This is a genomic window from Paraburkholderia sp. RL17-337-BIB-A (assembly GCF_046025895.1).
Taxonomy (GTDB): domain Bacteria; phylum Pseudomonadota; class Gammaproteobacteria; order Burkholderiales; family Burkholderiaceae; genus Paraburkholderia; species Paraburkholderia fungorum_C.
Map to the genome: position 1 here is coordinate 620,998 of NZ_JARESY010000001.1, position 18,151 is coordinate 639,148.

Genomic DNA, 18,151 nt, shown 5'->3' on the forward strand with positions numbered 1-18,151 from the left:
GCTGCGGGAAACTGCGGGCAGTCAAACAAGGGAGAGCATCCATGACTATCTCGAACTCCGCGCCGCCGGACGTTTTGATCTGGGCGTTTGCGGGTGGCTTGGTTTCGGTCCTGTCTCGGATACCAGCACGCGGTGTTTTCACGCAAAGATGGTTGACCGACGCCATCGCTCGGCTAATGGTAAGGACCCTTGTCGGGATCGCTGCCAGCACGATTCTTCCCGTCATCGGCCTTGGCGTGATGGACATCCATGCCATCCAGTCTTTGCCTAGATGGGCGCTTGCCTTCGCTGTCGCGTCATCGGGCTTCATGTTTGGACGGCGATGGACATCTTAAGCCGCATGCGCTTACTTCGGACCTTGGTCCGACTTCGAGTGGGGACTGACTAACGGTAAACTTTCCGCGCTGCGATGGATGCTTGGTGAAGATTGGGACAAGTTGTCCACGTAGCGGGTCGATCTCGGGAAGACATTGCTTTGACCCACTACCAAGTAAGATAGTGGGTCCAGCCGACGGGAATATCTTCCTGCCATTCAGCCGAGTTTTTGAGCCAACTCGGTAGCGGACGGATGGTAGTACCGTTTCAACATTCCCAAGTTGCGATGTCCAGACACTGCCGCAAGTTCGATCAAGTTCGGCAACTTGTGCGCCAATCGGGTAATCGCTGTATGGCGCAAGTCGTGCCAATGAAAGTCGGTGATCTCAGCCCGTTTGCAAGCCTTCCTGAAAGCCGCATGCAAGGTATTCCCTTTGACGGGAATCACGTTGCCTTCAATAGAACGGGGAAGGTCAGCCAAGATTCTGACGGCCTTCTTGGACAACGGAACCGTTCGTGCCGAACCATTCTTGGTGAGCGGCAAATGCGCTGTCTGGGCTTCCAAGTTGATATTCGACCATCGCAGTTCAACGAGTTCGCCGCGCCGCATACCTGTTTCCAAGCTCAGGATTGTTGCCGGAAGCAGCCATACGCTTCGCCGTCCAGCCGGGACCATTGCCGCAAGAAGGCGAGTTTCTTCGTCGGTGGTGAGTACACGATCTCGACCTTGCGGTGAAGGCGGTTTACGAACCATTGTGACCGGGTTCGCGATATTGATGTCCCATTCACGACGGGCGTGATTGATGATCGCTGATAGATACGCCAGTTCCCGAATCACCGTGGCTGGCTTCACTTTTTTCAGCCGTTCGTCCCGATAAGCCGCAACTGCCTTCGGCGTCAACGCGATCATGCTGAGTTTCGCAAGTTTGGTGCGGCATGTAGCGCGAAGCCGCGATATTTCGTCCATACCGCTACGCCTTGTGGGACAAACGTCGGTGACGTAACGCTTGATGATGTCTTCGAGAGTGTTGGCTTCGGCTTCACTGCGACTAATGAAGGCTCCCCGATCCATCTCTGTTTCGACGGATCGCGCCCACTGTTCCGCATCGGCGCGGGTGTTGAAAGTCTTTACTTCGACAGGGAACCCCTTACGGCGAATGCGCACCTGCCATTTGTCTTTTCTACGGTGTATAGCGGCCATTCCTGTTCCTAAGTGGAGCAGGATTGGAGCAAGATCGATTTTCTGGACCCCAAAAGTCAGGTCTGCGCTGCACGCGTCAGGGGACGGCTTCGTTGCAGAATCAAGCGCAGCGTCGAACTAAGGCTTAAAAAACAATACCTTAACCCGCCGCCACCCAATCCCCCGATTTCCCGCCGTGCTTCTCCAGCACCTTCACATCGGTGATCGTCATCCCGCGATCCACCGCCTTGCACATGTCGTACACCGTCAGCAAGCCGATTTGCACGGCGGTTAGCGCTTCCATCTCCACGCCCGTGCGTCCCAGCGTTTCGACCTGGACCTTGCAATGCACGCCAGGCAGCGTTTCATCGAGTTCGAAGTCCACTTTGACGCGCGTCAGCGCGAGCGGATGACATAGCGGAATCAGATCGGCGGTGCGCTTCGACCCTTGAATCGCGGCGATACGCGCGATGCCGATTACGTCGCCCTTCTTGGCGTTGCCGTCGCGAATCAGCGCGAAGGTCTCCGGCAGCATGCGAATCGAGCCACGCGCGATAGCGATGCGCCTGGTCTCCTGCTTGCTGCCGACGTCCACCATATGCGCCTGGCCGGCGGCGTCGAAATGAGTGAGTTCAGGCATGGTTGGGCTCCTTCAGAGGGCGCCTATCATAGCAGTGTGGCTGGGCGGGCGAAGCTGATTACAATTGCCCTATGCCCGCTATCTTAGTCCGAGCGGCGGGCGTTGCTTTTCGACTTCGCTAACCGACCTCGCTAACCGACCTCGCGATGCGTTCGAAACGGTTTCTTGCTGCGTTGTTGTGTTTCGCGCTCGCGACTCCGCCGGGCGCGTACGCGCAATCGCGCGGCGTATCGGGCACGAGTACGAATACAAGCACAAGCCTCGCCCTCAACATGCAGTCCGCGGAACCGCCGTTGGAAAGCGGCCCAGCCGAAACTTTCGCCAACCCCATCATCCCATCCGATATCGCGCAAGGCGTCTTCGGCGTCTATGGCGGCGCCCAGAGCCGCTTCTCCGGCAACTCGGGCGTGACCACCAACTGGCGCGCCCCAATCGTCCCGCAGCAATTACCCGACCTCGGTAACGGCGGCTCCGACTCGCTGACGCCGCAAGCCGAGCGCAGGCTCGGCGAGCGCGTGATGCGCGAATTGCGCCGCGACCCGGACTATCTCGACGACTGGCTGGTGCGGGACTACCTGAACTCGGTCGCTGCGAAACTCGCCGCGGCTGCGAACGCGCTATATATCGGCGGCTATCGTCCGGACTTCGAGTTGTTCGCAGTCCGCGATGCGCAGATCAACGCCTTCTCGCTGCCAGGTGGCTTTATCGGCGTGAACACCGGTTTGATCGTGACGACGCAAACCGAGTCCGAACTCGCCTCCGTGCTCGGCCACGAGATGGGGCACGTCTTGCAGCGGCACATTTCGCGAATGATCACGACCGGCGAGCGCAGCTCCTATGCCGCGCTCGCCGGCCTGTTGTTCGGCGTTCTGGCGGGCGTGCTCGCGCACAGTGGCGACCTCGGCAGCGCGATTGCGATTGGCGGCCAGGCTTATGCGGTCGACAACCAGCTGCGTTTCTCGCGCTCCGCCGAACACGAAGCGGACCGCGTCGGCTTTCTGCTGCTAGCCGGCGCCGGCTACGACCCCTACGCAATGACGACGTTTTTTGGCCGCCTCGATCGCGCGGCGATGAGCGACACGGGCATACCGGCCTATGCGCGCACCCATCCGCTGACTGGCGAACGGATTGCCGACATGGAGGACCGTGCGCGCCGCGCGCCTTACCGGCAACCGCATCAGACCTCCGAATACGGTTTTGTGCGAGCGCGGGCGCGCTTGCTGCAGGACCGCTCGCGCAGTGAATACGCGGACGAGATTTCGCGCCTGCGCTCCGAAATCGAGGACCGTACCGCAGTGAACGTGGCCGCGAACTGGTACGGGATTGCATACGGGCAGATGCTGCTCGAGCGATACGACGATGCAGTGGCGTCGCTGGCGGTGTCGCGTGCCGCGTTCGCAAACGGAGAGCGCAGCGAAGGTGAGCCTATGCGCAGTTCGCCGAGCCTCGACGTGCTGGCGGCCGACATCGCGCGCCGCGCCGGGCGTGATGACGAGGCGGCTCGTCTGGCCGACTTTGCACAGAAGCGTTGGCCGCAGTCGAACGCCGCGATCGACATGCATATTCAGACCTTGCTGACGTTGAAGCGCTTTGCCGCGGCGCAGGCTTTGGCTTTGAAAGAGACGCGTGCGCAGCCCGATCAGCCTGCATGGTGGTTGTATCTGGCGCAGGCGAGTGCGGGCAGCGGGGATGCGTTGACGCAGCATCGGGCGCTCGCCGAAAAATTCGCTCTCGAGGGGGCATGGCCATCAGCCATCCGGCAACTGAAGGAGGCACGCGATCTGAAGGCGATCGGCTACTACGATCTCGCCACCGTCGATGCCCGGTTACATGAAATGGAGAGCCGGTATAAAGAGGAACGCCTTGACGAGAAGAGTTAGGAGTTAGGACTCGCCCGCCTTCGATCTGACCAGAATGCGGACTATGCAGCCAATCCCAGCGATCAGTAGCCAAACGGCCTAAGCACTCGCCGCAGCGGCCGGACTATCGACAAATCCGAACCGCTCGGCAACCTCATTTCGCAGCACGCCCTGCAAAGGCAAAACAACCCCGTTGTTCCAGCGAAACTCCCCGCTCATCGAGTCATCGCCCAACGCTGCGTGATCGGAAAAAACCTCGAGATCGTGATCGTGCAAAACAGCGACCCTCGGTGGCACCGAGCTATCGACAAACAGAATCCCGCCGTCATCGTCGACGAACACAGCCGAAGGTTCGAAAGCTCCGCCGGCCTGGTCGGTCAAGGCAAGCGCGCCAGTGACATCAGCCGACAACCTGACGACCCACGGCGTATAGCCCAACTCGACATACACCCGCTGCGGCCCATTCTGGAAAAACCACTGCCCGCGTTCGTCGGCGTCGTAATTCCGATTGATAAACCCGAGCAACGCCTCGTGCCGGATCGCCGTGCCTGGCTCACCGCCGGCCTGAGCGGCTTCGTCCCGCATGCGCCAGTTGCCGCGCCGGTCCAGCATCAACCATCCGGTGCAACTCGGCACATTCGGCCATTTGGCCAAGGCCTGTTTGACAATGTCATCCATGATCGACGTACCGCTCCAGATAACCGAGCACGCGCCGCGACAACCAGTCGATGCGCCCCGGGAAGGGCCCAGTCATAAAACCGGCGTGGCCGCCATGCCTGGGTTGATCAAGTTCCACCGCTGCCGACACCTGGTGCCGAGCCGGCAACGCTTCGGCCGGTAAGAACGGGTCGTTGCGTGCGTTCAGCACGAGTGTCGGCACGGCAATGCCAGGCAGCAACGGACGCGTGGTCGCGCTGCTCCAGTAGTGGTCGGTATCGCGAAAGCCGTGCAGCGGTGCCGTCACCACATTGTCGAAGTCGTACATCGTGCGGCTCGCCAGCATCGCGTCGCGGTCGAACAGCCCGGGAAACTGCGCGAGCTTCTGCTCGGCCTTCTGCTTCAGCGTCTTCAGGAAACTGCGCGTGTAGACCATGCCGAAGCCCTGCGACAACGCGCGGCCGCCGGCATGTACGTCGATCGGCGTAGAAATCGCCGCGGCGGCCGAGAGCACCGGCGACGCCTCTTCGCGCCGCTCGCCAAGCCAGCGCAGCAGCACATTGCCGCCGAGCGACACGCCCGCCGCCACGATCGGCCCGCGATGCGTGGCGCGCAAGCGCCGCAGAATCCAGTCGACTTCGTTGCTATCGGCGAGATGGTAGAAGCGCGGCAACAGATTCAGCGCTCCGCTGCAACTGCGAAAGTGCGGCACCACGCCGTGCCAGCCGTACTCACGCGCGGCCGCCATCAACGTGGCGGCGTAGTGCGACGTGGAACTGCCTTCGAGGCCGTGAAACAGGACGAACAGCGGAGCGTCGTCGGCGGGAACGTGAGGCGGGGAGGCGGGGGCGAGCGCAGCGGCGGTTTGGCCGTCATGCACGACCCAATCGAGATCGATGAAATCGCCATCCGGCGTATCCCAGCGTTCGCGCCGGAACGCAATGACCGGACGGCGCGCAAACAGCGACGGGACAATGGTCTGCACATGCCGGTTCGGCAGCCAGAGCGGCGCGCGGTAGAGCAGATCGACGGTAGCTTCGACTGCTGCCACGGCGCGTGCTGTGCCGCCAGAAGCGGATTCATCGTGCGTCGTTCCCCAGGCCCCGGAGGGGACTTCGTTCGGGGCGGGCGACTTCCTGCGGGGCGTGCTCATGCCAGCGTCGAAGCAAAAAAGTAAAACCGGTAAAACGGTCTGAACAGACGAAAACGCCCGTCAGGCGTCAGTGCAGCGAACCCTGGCCATGCCGCATCTTCGTGGCGAACTGGCTGGCGGCCTCATTCGGCATCGGACTCGCGTGAATATGCGCAATCTTCCACTCGCCGCGCTCGTGGACCATCACATACGTGGTGAACACCATCGCGGGCGTCGCCTTCGGATCAGCCGGGCGGTGTGCTTCGGCAATGGCATAGACGACGGTGCCGAGGCTGTCGTAGACGCGAATATCGAGCGGTTCAATCGAAACGGGCGCGGCTTCGAGCTGGGTTTGCAAGCCGGCGCGAATGCTCTCGAGACCGTGCAGGTGGGAGCCGTCGGCACAGATGCAGCTCACGAACTCCTCATCGATCCACAGGCCCATCAAGCTGTCGATATTCACCTCGGCGACGGCCTGGTAATAGGCGTTCAGCGTATCGGCGGCGGCTTCGAAGATATGGGCAAAACGTGGCATGGCTCGTCAGTCTCTTGTGCGCGGCGCGCGGTTGCGGGGCAGCGGTCAGCGGGACAGTCCGGCTCACCGGACAATCGCACCCAGGCGCGAGAATGCCCGTGCCGCAAGGCGCGAACATGACGCGACGCGCTCGGGGGCGTGCGGTGTTGCGTGCAAGTATCAGCCGAATTAGCTGGGTTCAACGTTGCGCAAGCAACATGCCGCGCAAATCGCCGAATACCTGCTCGGCGCTCAGCTGCTTCAGGCAGTTCAGATGGCCGAGCGGACACTCGCGCTGAAAACAGGGGCTGCATTCGAGATGAAGCCATTGTACCTTCGCAAGCTCGGACAAGGGCGGCGTGTGGCGCGGATCGGTCGAACCGTACACGGCCACCAGCGGGCGGCGCAGCGCGGCGGCCACATGCATCAGGCCGGAATCGTTGGTGACGACCGCATTGGCTCGCGAGATCAGCGCGCAGGCCTCGCCCAGCGCCGTTTGGCCGCACAGGTTGCGCACGTTCGGCGCTTTCTCGGCGATCGCCTGAGCGAGCGGCGCGTCTTTCGGTGAGCCGAGCGCGACGATCTGCGTGTACGGGAACGACTGGCCCACCATCTGCGCGAGCGCCGCGAAATACTCGGGCGGCCAGCGTTTCGCCGGACCGTACTCGGCGCCCGGGCAGAACACCAGCAGCGGCACGCGCGTGTCCAGATTGAAGCGCGCCGACACGCGTGACGCTTCGTTCAGGTCCGCGTCGAGCCGTGGCGTCGGCAGGTCGCCGGGGAGCTTGCCGCCGGGCGCATAGGCGAGGGCTGCGTACTGGCCGACCATTGGCGGGCGCTCGTCCTTGCGCGGGTTCGTGTGACGCACGTTCAGCAAGCCGTAGCGGCTTTCGCCGGTGTAGCCGATGCGCAGCGGAATGCCCGCCATCCACGGAATCAGTGCCGACTTGAACGAATTCGGCAGGACATAGGCCGCGTCGTAGCCGACATCGCGCAAGTCGCTCGCCAGCTGCCAGCGGCGCAGCATCTGCAGCTTGCCGTGCGCGAGGTCCGTAGCGTAAACGTCGCGAATCTCGGGCATGCGTTCGAGCACGGGCGCAACCCACGAAGGCGCGACCGCATCGATCACGATGCGTGGATGCAATTTCACGAGGCGCGCAAACAGCGGCTGCGCCATCAATGCGTCACCGATCCAGTTCGGTGCGATAACCAACGCGCGACGCATCAGAGTGAGTGTCCGGTATCGAAACGAAGCGCCGCGCGAACCATGCGCGTGACGTTCGATTGTTGAAAAGGGGAAAAGCCGCGAGCTTTGCGGCGCAGTTCCAGCATGGCTGGCCCCGCCGCGGCTGCGGCCTGGTTGCGAAGCGCCTGGCTTGCTACGCTCTGCTGCAAAACCAGAACCGATCCGTCACACAACGGACCGGGTAGCAGGCACGCAGGCAAGAAGCGCAGCAAGCGATCAACGCGCAGTGTTCAGCAGGCTTAATGACCCTTGACCACTTCGCCGTCGCGCAGCTTGTAGCGCGTGCCGCAATACGGGCAGCGCGCTTCGCCGTGCGTGACATCGATAAAGACACGCGGGTGCGTGCTCCAGCGCGGCATCGACGGATTCGGACAATATGCCGGCAGATCTCTTGCCGACAGTTCGACCAGCGGCATTTCCTTGATTTCGCTCATGGGGACTGTCTCGTTGTATGCAGGGTCCGTGCGTTGCGCCGTCAAAAGGGCGATGGCCGAGGGGCCGAGGCCCTGGTGGCGGCGCAGCGCGCGTTAGATCTTGGTCAGCCAGTGCGCGTATTTCTCGCTCTTGCCGTTCACGATATCGAAGAAGCCCGATTGCAGCTTCTCGGTGATCGGGCCGCGTGCGCCCGAGCCGATCGTGCGGTTGTCGAGTTCGCGGATCGGCGTGACTTCGGCGGCGGTGCCGGTGAAGAACGCTTCGTCGCAGGTATAGACCTCGTCGCGCGTGATGCGTTTTTCGATCACCTGGATGCCCGCGTCGCGCGCCAGCGTGATGACCGTGTCGCGCGTGATGCCGTCGAGGCACGACGACAGATCCGGCGTATAGAGCTTGCCGTTGTTCACGAGGAAGAAGTTCTCGCCCGAACCTTCCGATACGTAACCGTCCACGTCGAGCAAGAGCGCTTCGTCGTAACCGTCGGCGATGGCTTCCTGATTGGCGAGGATCGAGTTCACGTACCAGCCCGATGCCTTGGCGCGGACCATCGACACGTTCACGTGATGGCGCGTGAACGACGAAGTCTTCACGCGGATGCCCTTGGCGATACCGTCTTCACCGAGGTAAGCGCCCCACGGCCAGGCGGCGATCGCCACGTGGATCGTGTTGCCCTTGGCGGACACGCCGAGCTTTTCCGAGCCGACCCAGATGATCGGGCGCAGGTAGCACGATTCCAGCTTGTTTTCGCGCACCACTTCGCACTGTGCGGCGGCCAGCGTTTCGTGGTCGAACGGCACGTCCATCTGGAAGATCTTGGCCGAGTTCAGGAGGCGCTTGGTGTGTTCCTGGAGGCGGAAAATCGCGGTGCCGCCATCCGCCGTCTTGTAGGCGCGTACGCCTTCGAAAACGCCCATGCCGTAATGCAGCGTGTGAGTGAGCACGTGGATCTTGGCGTCGCGCCAGTCGATGAGCTTGCCATCCATCCAGATCTTGCCGTCGCGGTCGGCCATTGACATACGATTCTCCAGCGGGAATGTGTGAGAGCCCCCAAACCTGCCGCTGCGCGCCAAGTCCCCCGAGGGGGAATCCCCAAGGGGACTTCCTTCGGGCGGAAAACGCGGGGCGGCCCGGGGTTTTCTTTTGGTGTGAAGTCGAGGAGCGCTATTTTAGCGTCTTTTGCACAAGGAACGGGCATTTGGCCGCATCCCGGGCGCTATACTTCAGCGCACGCATAATTCAAATCCGGATGCGCCAGCGGGTGCCTGACGACCTGGCGTCGACCTCCCTTCGTTGCGGCGCCCCTTGGCGCCCGCGTTTCACCTCATGCTCGCTCGTCTATCAGATACCGATCGTCGTGCTTTCCGTGAGGGCGCACGCGACTATTCGCCCACGCTGATGGCGATTTTCTCCTGGGGCCTGGTCACGGGTATTGCGATGAGCAAGTCCGTGCTTACGCTGCCGCAGGCGCTCACCATGTCGTTGCTGTGCTACGCGGGCTCGTCGCAACTGGCGGTGCTGCCGCTGCTCGCCGCCAGATTGCCGATCTGGACCGTGCTGCTCACGGCCGCGATGGTCAATACGCGTTTCGTGATCTTCAGCGCCGGCCTCGCGCCGCATTTTTCGTATCTGCCGATGTGGCGGCGCATCGTACTCGGCTACTTCAACGGCGACGTGATCTATCTGCTGTTCCAGAAGAAGAGCTTCCAGACCGGCTACGTGCCGGGCAAGGAGGCGTACTTCTGGGGCATGGCCGTGTGCAGCTGGCTGTCATGGCAGGTGTCGTCGATCGTCGGCATTCTGCTGGCGAGCCTGATTCCGGATAACTGGGGTCTCGCGCTGGCGGGTACGCTGGCTTTGCTGCCCATCATGGTGTCGGCGATCGCCACCCGTTCGACGCTGGTTGCCGTCAGCATGGCTGGCGTGGTGTCGCTGCTGGCGTTCGACCTGCCATACCGGCTCGCGCTGCCGCTGGCGGTGATCGCCGCGATCATCGCCGGCAGTGCCGCCGACCTGATGGCCGAACGCGCCGACTTGCGCCGCATCCGTAACAGCGCCGGAGATTCCCAATGACATCCACGCAGATCTGGCTCGCCATTTTCGGCATGACCTTCGTCACCGCCCTGACACGCGCGATGTTTCTAATCGGCGGCGAGCGCACGGTGTTGCCGGCGCGCGTGCAGCGGATGCTGCGCTATGCGCCGGCCGCGGCGCTTGCCGCCGTGGTGCTGCCCGATGTGCTGGCGACGCCGGACGGACTCTCATTCGCACCGTCGAACCACGAGTTTTACGCGACGCTGTCCGGTCTGGCGTGGTTTCTGTGGCGGCGCACCATGCTCGGCACAATCGTGGTGGGAATGGTCGTGTTCACACTCCTGCGCCTCTTCATGTGATGGAGCGAGGCGAAAATGCTGCGTTGCGGAATGCGTGGCGCATCCTCCAAATACGGGACATTCGCCTGGTTGCGGGTCAGAAGGCAGTGTGGATCAGTTAAAATGGTCGTTTCCGGGATAAGCGCGCCGGTGCATGGCGCGACAGCCGCGGCCGATCCGCTGGCGCCCGATTCAGTGGAGCCGCTGCCGTGCCGAAGCGCTGGAGTTTGCCGCGCCTCTATGGCAGTGCGTCGTCCGCCACCGCCTTCCCATCAACTCGCACACACACGCCCATGAACAAGGTATTGCGTCTCTCCGATCTGATCGCCGAAGGCAAGCTTTCCGGCAAACGCGTGTTCATCCGCGCCGATCTGAACGTGCCGCAGGACGATCAAGGCAACATCACCGAAGACACCCGTATCCGCGCCTCCGTGCCGGCTATCAAGGCCGCGCTGGACGCCGGCGCCGCCGTGATGGTCACGTCGCACCTGGGCCGCCCCACCGAAGGCGATTTCAAGCCGGAAGACTCGCTCGCGCCGGTGGCAAAGCGCCTCGCCGAACTGCTCGGCCGTGACGTCCCGCTGGTCGCGAACTGGGTCGAAAACGGCGTGAATGTAGCGCCGGGCCAGGTCGTGCTGCTGGAAAACTGCCGCGTAAACAAGGGTGAAAAGAAAGATTCCGACGAGCTCGCGCAGAAAATGGCGAAGCTCTGCGACATCTACGTGAACGACGCGTTCGGCACCGCACACCGCGCTGAAGCCACCACCCACGGCATTGCGAAGTACGCGCCGGTCGCCTGCGCCGGCCCGCTGCTGGCCGCCGAGCTGGAAGCGCTCGGCAAGGCGCTGGGTGCGCCGAAGCGGCCGCTGGTGGCGATCGTCGCCGGCTCGAAGGTGTCCACCAAGCTGACCATTCTGAAATCGCTGGCTGACAAGGTCGACCAGTTGATCGTGGGCGGCGGTATCGCCAATACGTTCATGCTGGCCGCCGGCCTGAAAATCGGCAAGTCGCTCGCGGAAGCCGATCTGGTCAATGAAGCCAAAGCCATCATCGACGCAGCGAAAGCCCGCGGCGCCTCGGTGCCGATCCCGACCGACGTGGTCACGGCGAAAGAGTTTTCGCCTACCGCCAAAGCCGAAATCAAAGCCGTCGCCGACGTTCAAGACGACGACATGATCCTCGACATCGGACCGGAAACCGCCAAGGTGCTCGCAGCACAACTGGAAAAGGCCGGCACGATTGTGTGGAACGGCCCGGTCGGCGTGTTCGAGTTCGACCAGTTCGGCAACGGCACCAGGACCCTGGCCGACGCGATCGCCAAATCGTCGGCGTTTTCGATTGCAGGCGGCGGCGACACGCTCGCGGCCATTGCCAAGTACGGCATCCACGACAAGGTGAGCTACATCTCGACGGGTGGCGGCGCCTTCCTCGAATTCCTCGAGGGCAAGAAACTGCCTGCGGTCGAAGTCCTGGAATCGCGGGCTTAACGTGGCGACGCGCTCCCCCTCAGCGAAGTCTGCAAAAGCGCGCGACGGTCAGCCTGCCGGCAAGGCGCGCAATACCGCAGCAGCAACGGCCAAGGAGCGCGAAACGCCCTCTGCAGCCATTCCGGCAGCGGCCGATCCGGCGGTTGAGTCCGCGATCGTGTCAGCTAGCCAGCAACATGAAGAATCCGGCTCGCCCCTCGCGCTCGCGGAGTTGACCACTGCCGTCGAGGGAGCCGAATTGTCCGGTGCAGATGCTGCACCAGCCGCTTCCTCCCCAGCAGAACTCCCTGACGAAGAGGTCGCGCTCGCCCCCCCACCGGCACCCCCCGTGCTGGTGTCGAACACCGCTTCACCCCATAGAGCGACGCTGGTTTCAACCGGCGCGCAGCCCCCGGCAGCATCCTTCGGTGCGCAGCCTCCGCAACCGACTCGCAGCGCTCTTTCCAGCGATCCCATCCAGACGAGGAGACTCATGCATCGCGCCACCAAGATTGTCGCCACCATCGGACCGGCTTCCAGCACGCCGGAAATCCTGCTGCAAATGATTCAGGCAGGGTTGGACGTGGTGCGGCTCAATTTCTCGCACGGCACCGCCGACGACCACCGCCAGCGCGCCGAATTCGTGCGCGAGGCGGCCCGCCAGGCCGGCCGTGAAGTTGCCATCATGGCTGACCTGCAAGGCCCGAAGATTCGGGTCGGCAAATTCGAAAACGGCAAGATCACGCTGGTCGCCGGCGAGCCGTTCATTCTTGACGCCGAGTGCGAACTCGGTAATGAACAACGCTCCGGTCTCGACTACAAAGACCTGCCGCGCGACCTGAAACCGGGCGACGTCCTGTTGCTCAACGACGGCCTGATCGTGCTCGACGTTGTGCGCGTGCTCGGCAGCGAGATTCACACCACGGTGAAGATCGGTGGCGAACTGTCGAACAACAAGGGTATCAACCGCCAGGGCGGCGGCCTCACGGCGCCGGCGCTGACGGCCAAAGACATGGAAGACATCCGCACGGCCATGTCGCTCGGTGTGGATTACGTCGCGGTATCGTTCCCCAAGAACTCCACCGACATGGAAATGGCCCGTCAGCTCGCGAACATTGCGGGTGCGCCATACGGCATCAAGCCGAAGATGATCGCGAAGATCGAGCGTGCGGAAGCGATTCCGGCGCTGCAAGGCATCCTCGACGCATCGGACGGCATCATGGTCGCGCGTGGCGACTTGGCCGTGGAAGTGGGGAATGCCGCAGTTCCCGCGCTGCAAAAGCGCATGATTCGTATGGCGCGCGAATCGAACAAGTTCGTGATCACCGCGACCCAGATGATGGAGTCGATGATCTACGCGCCGGTGCCGACCCGCGCCGAAGTGTCGGACGTCGCCAACGCGGTGCTGGACGGCACCGACGCGGTGATGCTGTCGGCCGAATCGGCGGCGGGCAAGTACCCGGTGCAGACCATCGAGACGATGGCGGCGATCTGCGTGGAAGCGGAGAAGTCGGAGCAGTCCGAGCTGGACAAGGATTTCCTCGACCGCACGTTCACGCGAATCGACCAGTCCATCGCCATGGGCGCGCTGTTTACGGCGTTCCACCTGGGCGCGAAGGCAATCGTCGCGTTGACCGAATCGGGTTCGACCGCGCTGTGGATGTCGCGTCATTGGACCCACGTGCCGATTTTCGCGCTCACGCCGCGCGTCGGCAGCGAACGGGCCATGGCGATCTACCGCAATGTCACGTCGCTGCATCTGGACACCAGCACTGACCGCGACACCGCGTTGCAGCAGGCGCTGGAAACCGTGGTCGGCAAGGGTTACGCGTCGCGTGGCGACATGGTTGTGCTGACCGTCGGCGAGCCGATGGGGCAAGCGGGCGGCACGAATACGCTGAAGATCGTGCGGGTCGGCGAGCCGTATTGATTCGGCGCACTGTGTGTGGGACGGCAGTAAGCGCTATGGCACCAGAGTAAGCACTAAAGCGCTAACTCTGGGCGAAACGCTACTCGGGTCGACACGCTAATTCCCGTCGACTCACTATGTGTGGGACCGGAGTAAGTGCTGAAGCACTAGCTCCGGTCGACACCGAAGACTGCTCGATCGGCGCGCGTTGCATGGGACCAGAGTAAGCGCTATGGGACCCGAGTAAGCGTTAAAGCGCTAACTCGGGTCGACACGCCAACTCTGGTCGACACACACTTGATTGACCGAAGCAGGCTGTCCATACCCCGCGAGAGGCGGCGCACAGACTCCAATCGCGCGTGAAGGAAAACGCGCTTTAGGGAATGGGTGAAAGGGTATGCAGCTTGCTTCGCGATAAAATCGCCCAATAAGATGCCGACGGCACAGAATTCGTTTCAATCTAAGGAGTTACAGCATGCCTCTCGTATCAATGCGTCAACTGCTGGACCATGCCGCGGAAAACGGTTATGGCATTCCGGCATTCAACGTGAACAACCTGGAGCAGGTGCAGGCGATCATGGCGGCGGCCGACAAGGTCAACGCCCCGGTCATCATGCAGGCGTCGGCCGGCGCGCGTAAGTACGCGGGCGAGCCGTTCCTGCGCCACCTGATCGAAGCAGCGGTCGAGTCGTACCCGCACATTCCGGTCGTGATGCACCAGGACCACGGCCAGTCGCCGGCGGTCTGCATGGCGGCGATCCGCAGCGGTTTCACCAGCGTGATGATGGACGGTTCGCTCGAAGCCGACGGCAAGACGGTCGCCTCGTACGAATACAACGTCGAAGTCTCGCGCAAGGTGGTTGAAGCGGCGCACTCGATCGGCATCACGGTGGAAGCGGAGCTGGGCGTGCTCGGTTCGCTCGAAACCATGAAGGGCGACAAGGAAGACGGCCACGGCGCGGAAGGCACGATGACCCGCGAACAGTTGCTGACCGACCCGGAGCAGGCAGCCGACTTCGTGAAGCTGACGCAATGCGACGCATTGGCGATCGCGATCGGTACGTCGCACGGCGCGTACAAGTTCAGCAAGAAGCCCACGGGCGACATCCTGTCGATCCAGCGCATCAAGGAAATTCACCAGCGCATTCCGAACACGCATCTGGTGATGCACGGTTCGTCGTCGGTGCCGCAGGAGCTGCTCGCGGAAATCCGCGAATTCGGCGGCGACATGAAGGAAACCTACGGCGTGCCGGTCGAGGAAATTCAGGAAGGTATCAAAAACGGCGTGCGCAAGGTCAATATCGACACCGACCTGCGTCTGGCGATCACCGGCGCGATCCGCCGCTACATGGCGACCAATCCGGGCAAGTTCGATCCGCGCGACTACCTGAAGCCGGCGCGCGAAGCCGCGATGAAGATCTGTCTCGAGCGCTTCACGCAATTCGGCTGCGAAGGCCAGGCTGGCAAGATCAAGCCGGTTTCGCTTGATAAAATCGCGGAGAAATACAAGTCGGGCGAGCTCGCACAGGTTGTCCGCTAAGCTATAACTAAGCGTCAGGCTTGGCCAATTGGCCAGGTTGCCGTTAGATCGCCGTTCCCGCATCATCCGGGGAACGGCGTTTCCCTTTTGTTCCGGTCACACTTTTTGCCCCACTTTTAGCGAACCACGACGATGTCTACCCTTTACGAATCCACGCTCCACTCGCTGCCGCTGCTCGGCCGCGGTAAAGTCCGCGACAACTATGCGGTGGGCAACGACCAGTTGCTGATCGTCACGACCGACCGTCTGTCGGCGTTCGACGTCATCATGGGCGAGCCGATTCCGAACAAGGGCCGCGTGCTCAACGAAATGGCGAACTTCTGGTTCGAGAAACTCAAGCATGTGGTGCCGAATCACCTCACGGGTGTGGCGCCCGAATCCGTGGTGGCGGCAGACGAAGTCGAGCAGGTGAAGGGTCGCGCGGTTGTCGTGAAGCGCCTCGAGCCGATCCTCGTCGAAGCGGTGGTGCGCGGCTATCTGGCCGGCAGCGGCTGGAAAGACTACCAGGCAACCGGCTCGGTGTGCGGCGTGGAACTGCCGCCCGGCCTGCAAAACGCGCAGAAGTTGCCCGAGCCGATTTTCACGCCGGCAGCCAAGGCTGAAATGGGCCACCACGACGAAAACATCACGTACAACGAGATGGAGCGCCGCATCGGCACCGAACTGTCGGCCACGATCCGCGACATCTCGATCAAGCTGTACAAGGAAGCCGCTGACTACGCTGCCACGCGCGGCATCATCATCGCGGACACGAAATTCGAGTTCGGCCTGGACAACCACGGCCAACTGTATTTGATGGACGAGGCGTTGACCGCCGATTCGTCGCGTTTCTGGCCGGCTGACCAGTATCAGGTCGGCACGAACCCGCCGTCGTTCGACAAGCAGTTCGTGCGTGACTGGCTCGAAACCCAGCCGTGGAAGAAAGAGCCGCCCGCACCGAAGCTGCCGGACGACGTGGTCACGAAGACGGGCGAGAAGTACCAGGAAGCCCTCGAACGCCTGACCGGACACAAGCTCGCCTGATTACGGTTCGCACTGGTCAAGAAACAAGGAAGCCGTAAGATGAGTGAAGCACAAACTGCCCATACGCATGGCGCGCCCGTTGTCGGCGTGCTGATGGGCTCCAGCTCCGACTGGGAAGTGATGAAGAACGCCGTGGCGATTCTGCAGGAATTCGGCGTGCCGTACGAAGCGAAGGTCGTGTCGGCGCACCGCATGCCCGACGAGATGTTTGCCTATGCAGAGAGCGCGCGCGAGCGCGGTATTCGCGCGATCATCGCGGGTGCGGGCGGCGCGGCGCATCTGCCGGGCATGCTGGCCGCCAAGACCACGGTGCCCGTGCTCGGCGTGCCGGTGGCGAGCAAGTATCTGAAGGGCGTGGATTCGTTGCATTCGATCGTGCAGATGCCCAAGGGCGTGCCGGTCGCCACGTTTGCCATCGGCGAAGCGGGCGCGGCGAATGCGGCGCTGTTCGCGGTGTCGATTCTGAGCGGCACGAGCGCCGAGTATGCGGAAAAACTGGCGGCGTTCCGCGTGCGCCAGAACGAAGCGGCTCACGCAATGGTGCTGCCGGCGCTGTAAGCGCCAAGGCCGATTGCTTTTAGACGTCCCCCAATGTCCGACCCCCGGCCGGATGCCGCTATTGCACGTTTTGCATGCGCATCCGGCCGCGACCGACCACTAAGATGAACCCAGACAACACACCGGTTTCACCGATTCTGCCCGGCGCATGGCTTGGCATGGTTGGTGGCGGCCAGCTCGGCCGCATGTTCTGTTTTGCCGCGCAGGCGATGGGCTATCGCGTCGCTGTGCTCGACCCGGACGAAACCAGTCCGGCGGGTGCGGTGGCCGACCGCCATATCCGTGCGGCTTACGACGACGAAGCGTCGCTGACCGAACTCGCGCGCCTGTGCGCGGCGGTCTCGACCGAATTCGAGAACGTGCCGGCCGCGAGCCTCGATTTCCTCGCCAGGACCACGTTCGTCAGCCCGGCGGGCCGTTGCGTCGCCGTGGCGCAAGACCGGATCGCCGAGAAGCGTTTTATCGCGTCGTCAGGCGTGGCGGTGGCGCCACACGTCGTGATCGAGTCGTCGGATGCGTTGGCCGCGCTCGACGATGCGAAGCTCGAGGCGGTGCTGCCGGGCATTCTCAAGACTGCCCGCATGGGCTATGACGGTAAAGGCCAGATTCGCGTGCGCAACGCGGAGGAAGTGCGCGAGGCGCATGCATCGCTCGCCGGCGTGGCGTGCGTGCTGGAAAAGCGCTTGCCGCTGAAGTTCGAGGTGTCCGCGCTGATTGCGCGCGCGGCGAGCGGCGCGTCGGTGGTGTATCCGCTGGCGCAGAACACGCATCGCGACGGCGTGCTATCGCACACCATCGTCCCCGCGCCGGATGCCAGCTCGACGCTGGTCGGGCAGGCACAACAGGCCGCGCTGCAAATCGCCGACAAGCTCGGCTATGTGGGCGTGCTGTGCGTCGAGTTCTTCATCCTTGAAGACGGATCGCTCGTCGCCAACGAAATGGCGCCGCGCCCGCACAACTCCGGCCACTACACCGTCGATGCCTGCGCCACCAGCCAGTTCGAACAGCAGGTGCGCGCGATGACCGGTATGCCGCTCGGCGACACGCGCCAGCATTCGCCGGCCGTGATGCTGAATGTCCTCGGCGACGTCTGGTTCCCGGACGGCCCGAAGCGCGCGGCGGTCACGCCGCCGTGGCACGAAGTCGCCGCGATGCCGGCGGCGCGTCTGCACCTGTACGGCAAGGAAGAGGCGCGTTGCGGCCGTAAGATGGGTCACGTGAACTTCACCGCCGCGACGCTCGAAGAAGCCCGCACGGCTGGCCGCGATTGCGCGCGGCTCCTGCATATCATCACGAGTTGACACGAGC

18 protein-coding genes are annotated in these 18,151 nt (G+C 62.9%); 10 read left to right on the forward strand and 8 right to left on the reverse strand.

Annotated elements, in window-relative coordinates; genetic code table 11:
* The first annotated feature begins 41 nt into the window (after window positions 1-41).
* Entirely contained in the window at window positions 42-335 is a 294-nt protein-coding gene (locus P0D84_RS02950) for a hypothetical protein (protein ID WP_408332303.1), read from the forward strand.
* A gap of 197 nt (window positions 336-532) precedes the next feature.
* Here the strand turns inward: P0D84_RS02950 and P0D84_RS02955 are convergent, their stop codons facing one another.
* Both P0D84_RS02955 and moaC read right to left on the reverse strand, forming a co-directional pair.
* Window positions 533-1,516, reverse strand: coding sequence for a tyrosine-type recombinase/integrase (locus P0D84_RS02955; protein WP_408332305.1), 984 nt, complete (start codon window positions 1,514-1,516; stop codon window positions 533-535).
* Window positions 1,517-1,655: 139 nt separating this feature from the next.
* Entirely contained in the window at window positions 1,656-2,135 is a 480-nt protein-coding gene (moaC, locus tag P0D84_RS02960; protein WP_408332307.1) for a cyclic pyranopterin monophosphate synthase MoaC, read from the reverse strand.
* 146 nt (window positions 2,136-2,281) lie between these two features.
* On the opposite strand from moaC, the gene P0D84_RS02965 reads away from it, so the two are divergent.
* Entirely contained in the window at window positions 2,282-4,015 is a 1,734-nt protein-coding gene (locus tag P0D84_RS02965) for a M48 family metalloprotease (protein WP_408332309.1), read from the forward strand.
* Window positions 4,016-4,093: 78 nt separating this feature from the next.
* On the opposite strand, the gene P0D84_RS02970 is transcribed toward P0D84_RS02965, so the two are convergent.
* The 6 genes from P0D84_RS02970 to P0D84_RS02995 all read right to left on the reverse strand — a co-directional run bounded on the left by P0D84_RS02970 (window position 4,094) and on the right by P0D84_RS02995 (window position 8,994).
* Window positions 4,094-4,672 carry a DUF2946 family protein gene (locus tag P0D84_RS02970; protein ID WP_408332311.1) on the reverse strand — a complete coding sequence of 193 codons (579 nt, stop codon included), beginning with the start codon at window positions 4,670-4,672 and terminating at the stop codon, window positions 4,094-4,096.
* Window positions 4,665-5,804 carry a YheT family hydrolase gene (locus P0D84_RS02975; RefSeq protein ID WP_408332313.1) on the reverse strand — a complete coding sequence of 380 codons (1,140 nt, stop codon included), beginning with the start codon at window positions 5,802-5,804 and terminating at the stop codon, window positions 4,665-4,667. The genes P0D84_RS02970 and P0D84_RS02975 overlap by 8 nt, the downstream gene beginning before the upstream one ends.
* A 67-nt stretch (window positions 5,805-5,871) precedes the next feature.
* Entirely contained in the window at window positions 5,872-6,318 is a 447-nt protein-coding gene (locus P0D84_RS02980) for a nuclear transport factor 2 family protein (protein ID WP_408332315.1), read from the reverse strand.
* A 178-nt stretch (window positions 6,319-6,496) separates the two neighbouring features.
* Entirely contained in the window at window positions 6,497-7,522 is a 1,026-nt protein-coding gene (gene waaF / locus P0D84_RS02985) for a lipopolysaccharide heptosyltransferase II (RefSeq protein WP_408332317.1), read from the reverse strand.
* Window positions 7,523-7,782: 260 nt separating this feature from the next.
* Window positions 7,783-7,977, reverse strand: a complete 195-nt coding sequence (locus tag P0D84_RS02990) for a zinc-finger domain-containing protein (protein WP_408332318.1) — start codon at window positions 7,975-7,977, stop codon at window positions 7,783-7,785.
* Window positions 7,978-8,070: 93 nt separating this feature from the next.
* Window positions 8,071-8,994 carry a branched-chain amino acid transaminase gene (locus P0D84_RS02995; protein WP_408332320.1) on the reverse strand — a complete coding sequence of 308 codons (924 nt, stop codon included), beginning with the start codon at window positions 8,992-8,994 and terminating at the stop codon, window positions 8,071-8,073.
* A gap of 307 nt (window positions 8,995-9,301) precedes the next feature.
* On the opposite strand from P0D84_RS02995, the gene P0D84_RS03000 reads away from it, so the two are divergent.
* The 8 genes from P0D84_RS03000 (at window position 9,302) to P0D84_RS03035 (ending at window position 18,144) form a co-directional block, all read left to right on the forward strand.
* The gene (locus P0D84_RS03000) at window positions 9,302-10,048 is read left to right on the forward strand and encodes an AzlC family ABC transporter permease (RefSeq protein ID WP_408332322.1); all 747 of its coding nucleotides are present in this window, start codon (window positions 9,302-9,304) and stop codon (window positions 10,046-10,048) included.
* The gene (locus tag P0D84_RS03005) at window positions 10,045-10,368 is read left to right on the forward strand and encodes an AzlD domain-containing protein (RefSeq protein WP_132373242.1); all 324 of its coding nucleotides are present in this window, start codon (window positions 10,045-10,047) and stop codon (window positions 10,366-10,368) included. The genes P0D84_RS03000 and P0D84_RS03005 overlap by 4 nt, the downstream gene beginning before the upstream one ends.
* Window positions 10,369-10,640: 272 nt before the next feature.
* Complete coding sequence (locus P0D84_RS03010; RefSeq protein WP_408339630.1) at window positions 10,641-11,834, forward strand: phosphoglycerate kinase; 1,194 nt, start codon at window positions 10,641-10,643, stop codon at window positions 11,832-11,834.
* Window positions 11,835-12,306: 472 nt separating this feature from the next.
* Window positions 12,307-13,743: a pyruvate kinase gene (gene pyk / locus P0D84_RS03015; protein ID WP_408339633.1), complete on the forward strand. Its 1,437-nt coding sequence runs from the start codon at window positions 12,307-12,309 to the stop codon at window positions 13,741-13,743.
* A 454-nt stretch (window positions 13,744-14,197) separates the two neighbouring features.
* Window positions 14,198-15,262, forward strand: a complete 1,065-nt coding sequence (gene fba, locus P0D84_RS03020) for a class II fructose-bisphosphate aldolase (RefSeq protein WP_063497240.1) — start codon at window positions 14,198-14,200, stop codon at window positions 15,260-15,262.
* Between the two features lie 132 nt (window positions 15,263-15,394).
* Entirely contained in the window at window positions 15,395-16,285 is an 891-nt protein-coding gene (locus tag P0D84_RS03025) for a phosphoribosylaminoimidazolesuccinocarboxamide synthase (protein ID WP_028196245.1), read from the forward strand.
* A gap of 39 nt (window positions 16,286-16,324) precedes the next feature.
* The gene (gene purE / locus P0D84_RS03030) at window positions 16,325-16,843 is read left to right on the forward strand and encodes a 5-(carboxyamino)imidazole ribonucleotide mutase (RefSeq protein WP_029968172.1); all 519 of its coding nucleotides are present in this window, start codon (window positions 16,325-16,327) and stop codon (window positions 16,841-16,843) included.
* A gap of 104 nt (window positions 16,844-16,947) precedes the next feature.
* A complete protein-coding gene (locus P0D84_RS03035; protein ID WP_408332325.1) occupies window positions 16,948-18,144 on the forward strand; it encodes a 5-(carboxyamino)imidazole ribonucleotide synthase in 1,197 nt (398 codons plus the stop codon).
* The last annotated feature ends 7 nt before the right edge of the window (window positions 18,145-18,151 follow it).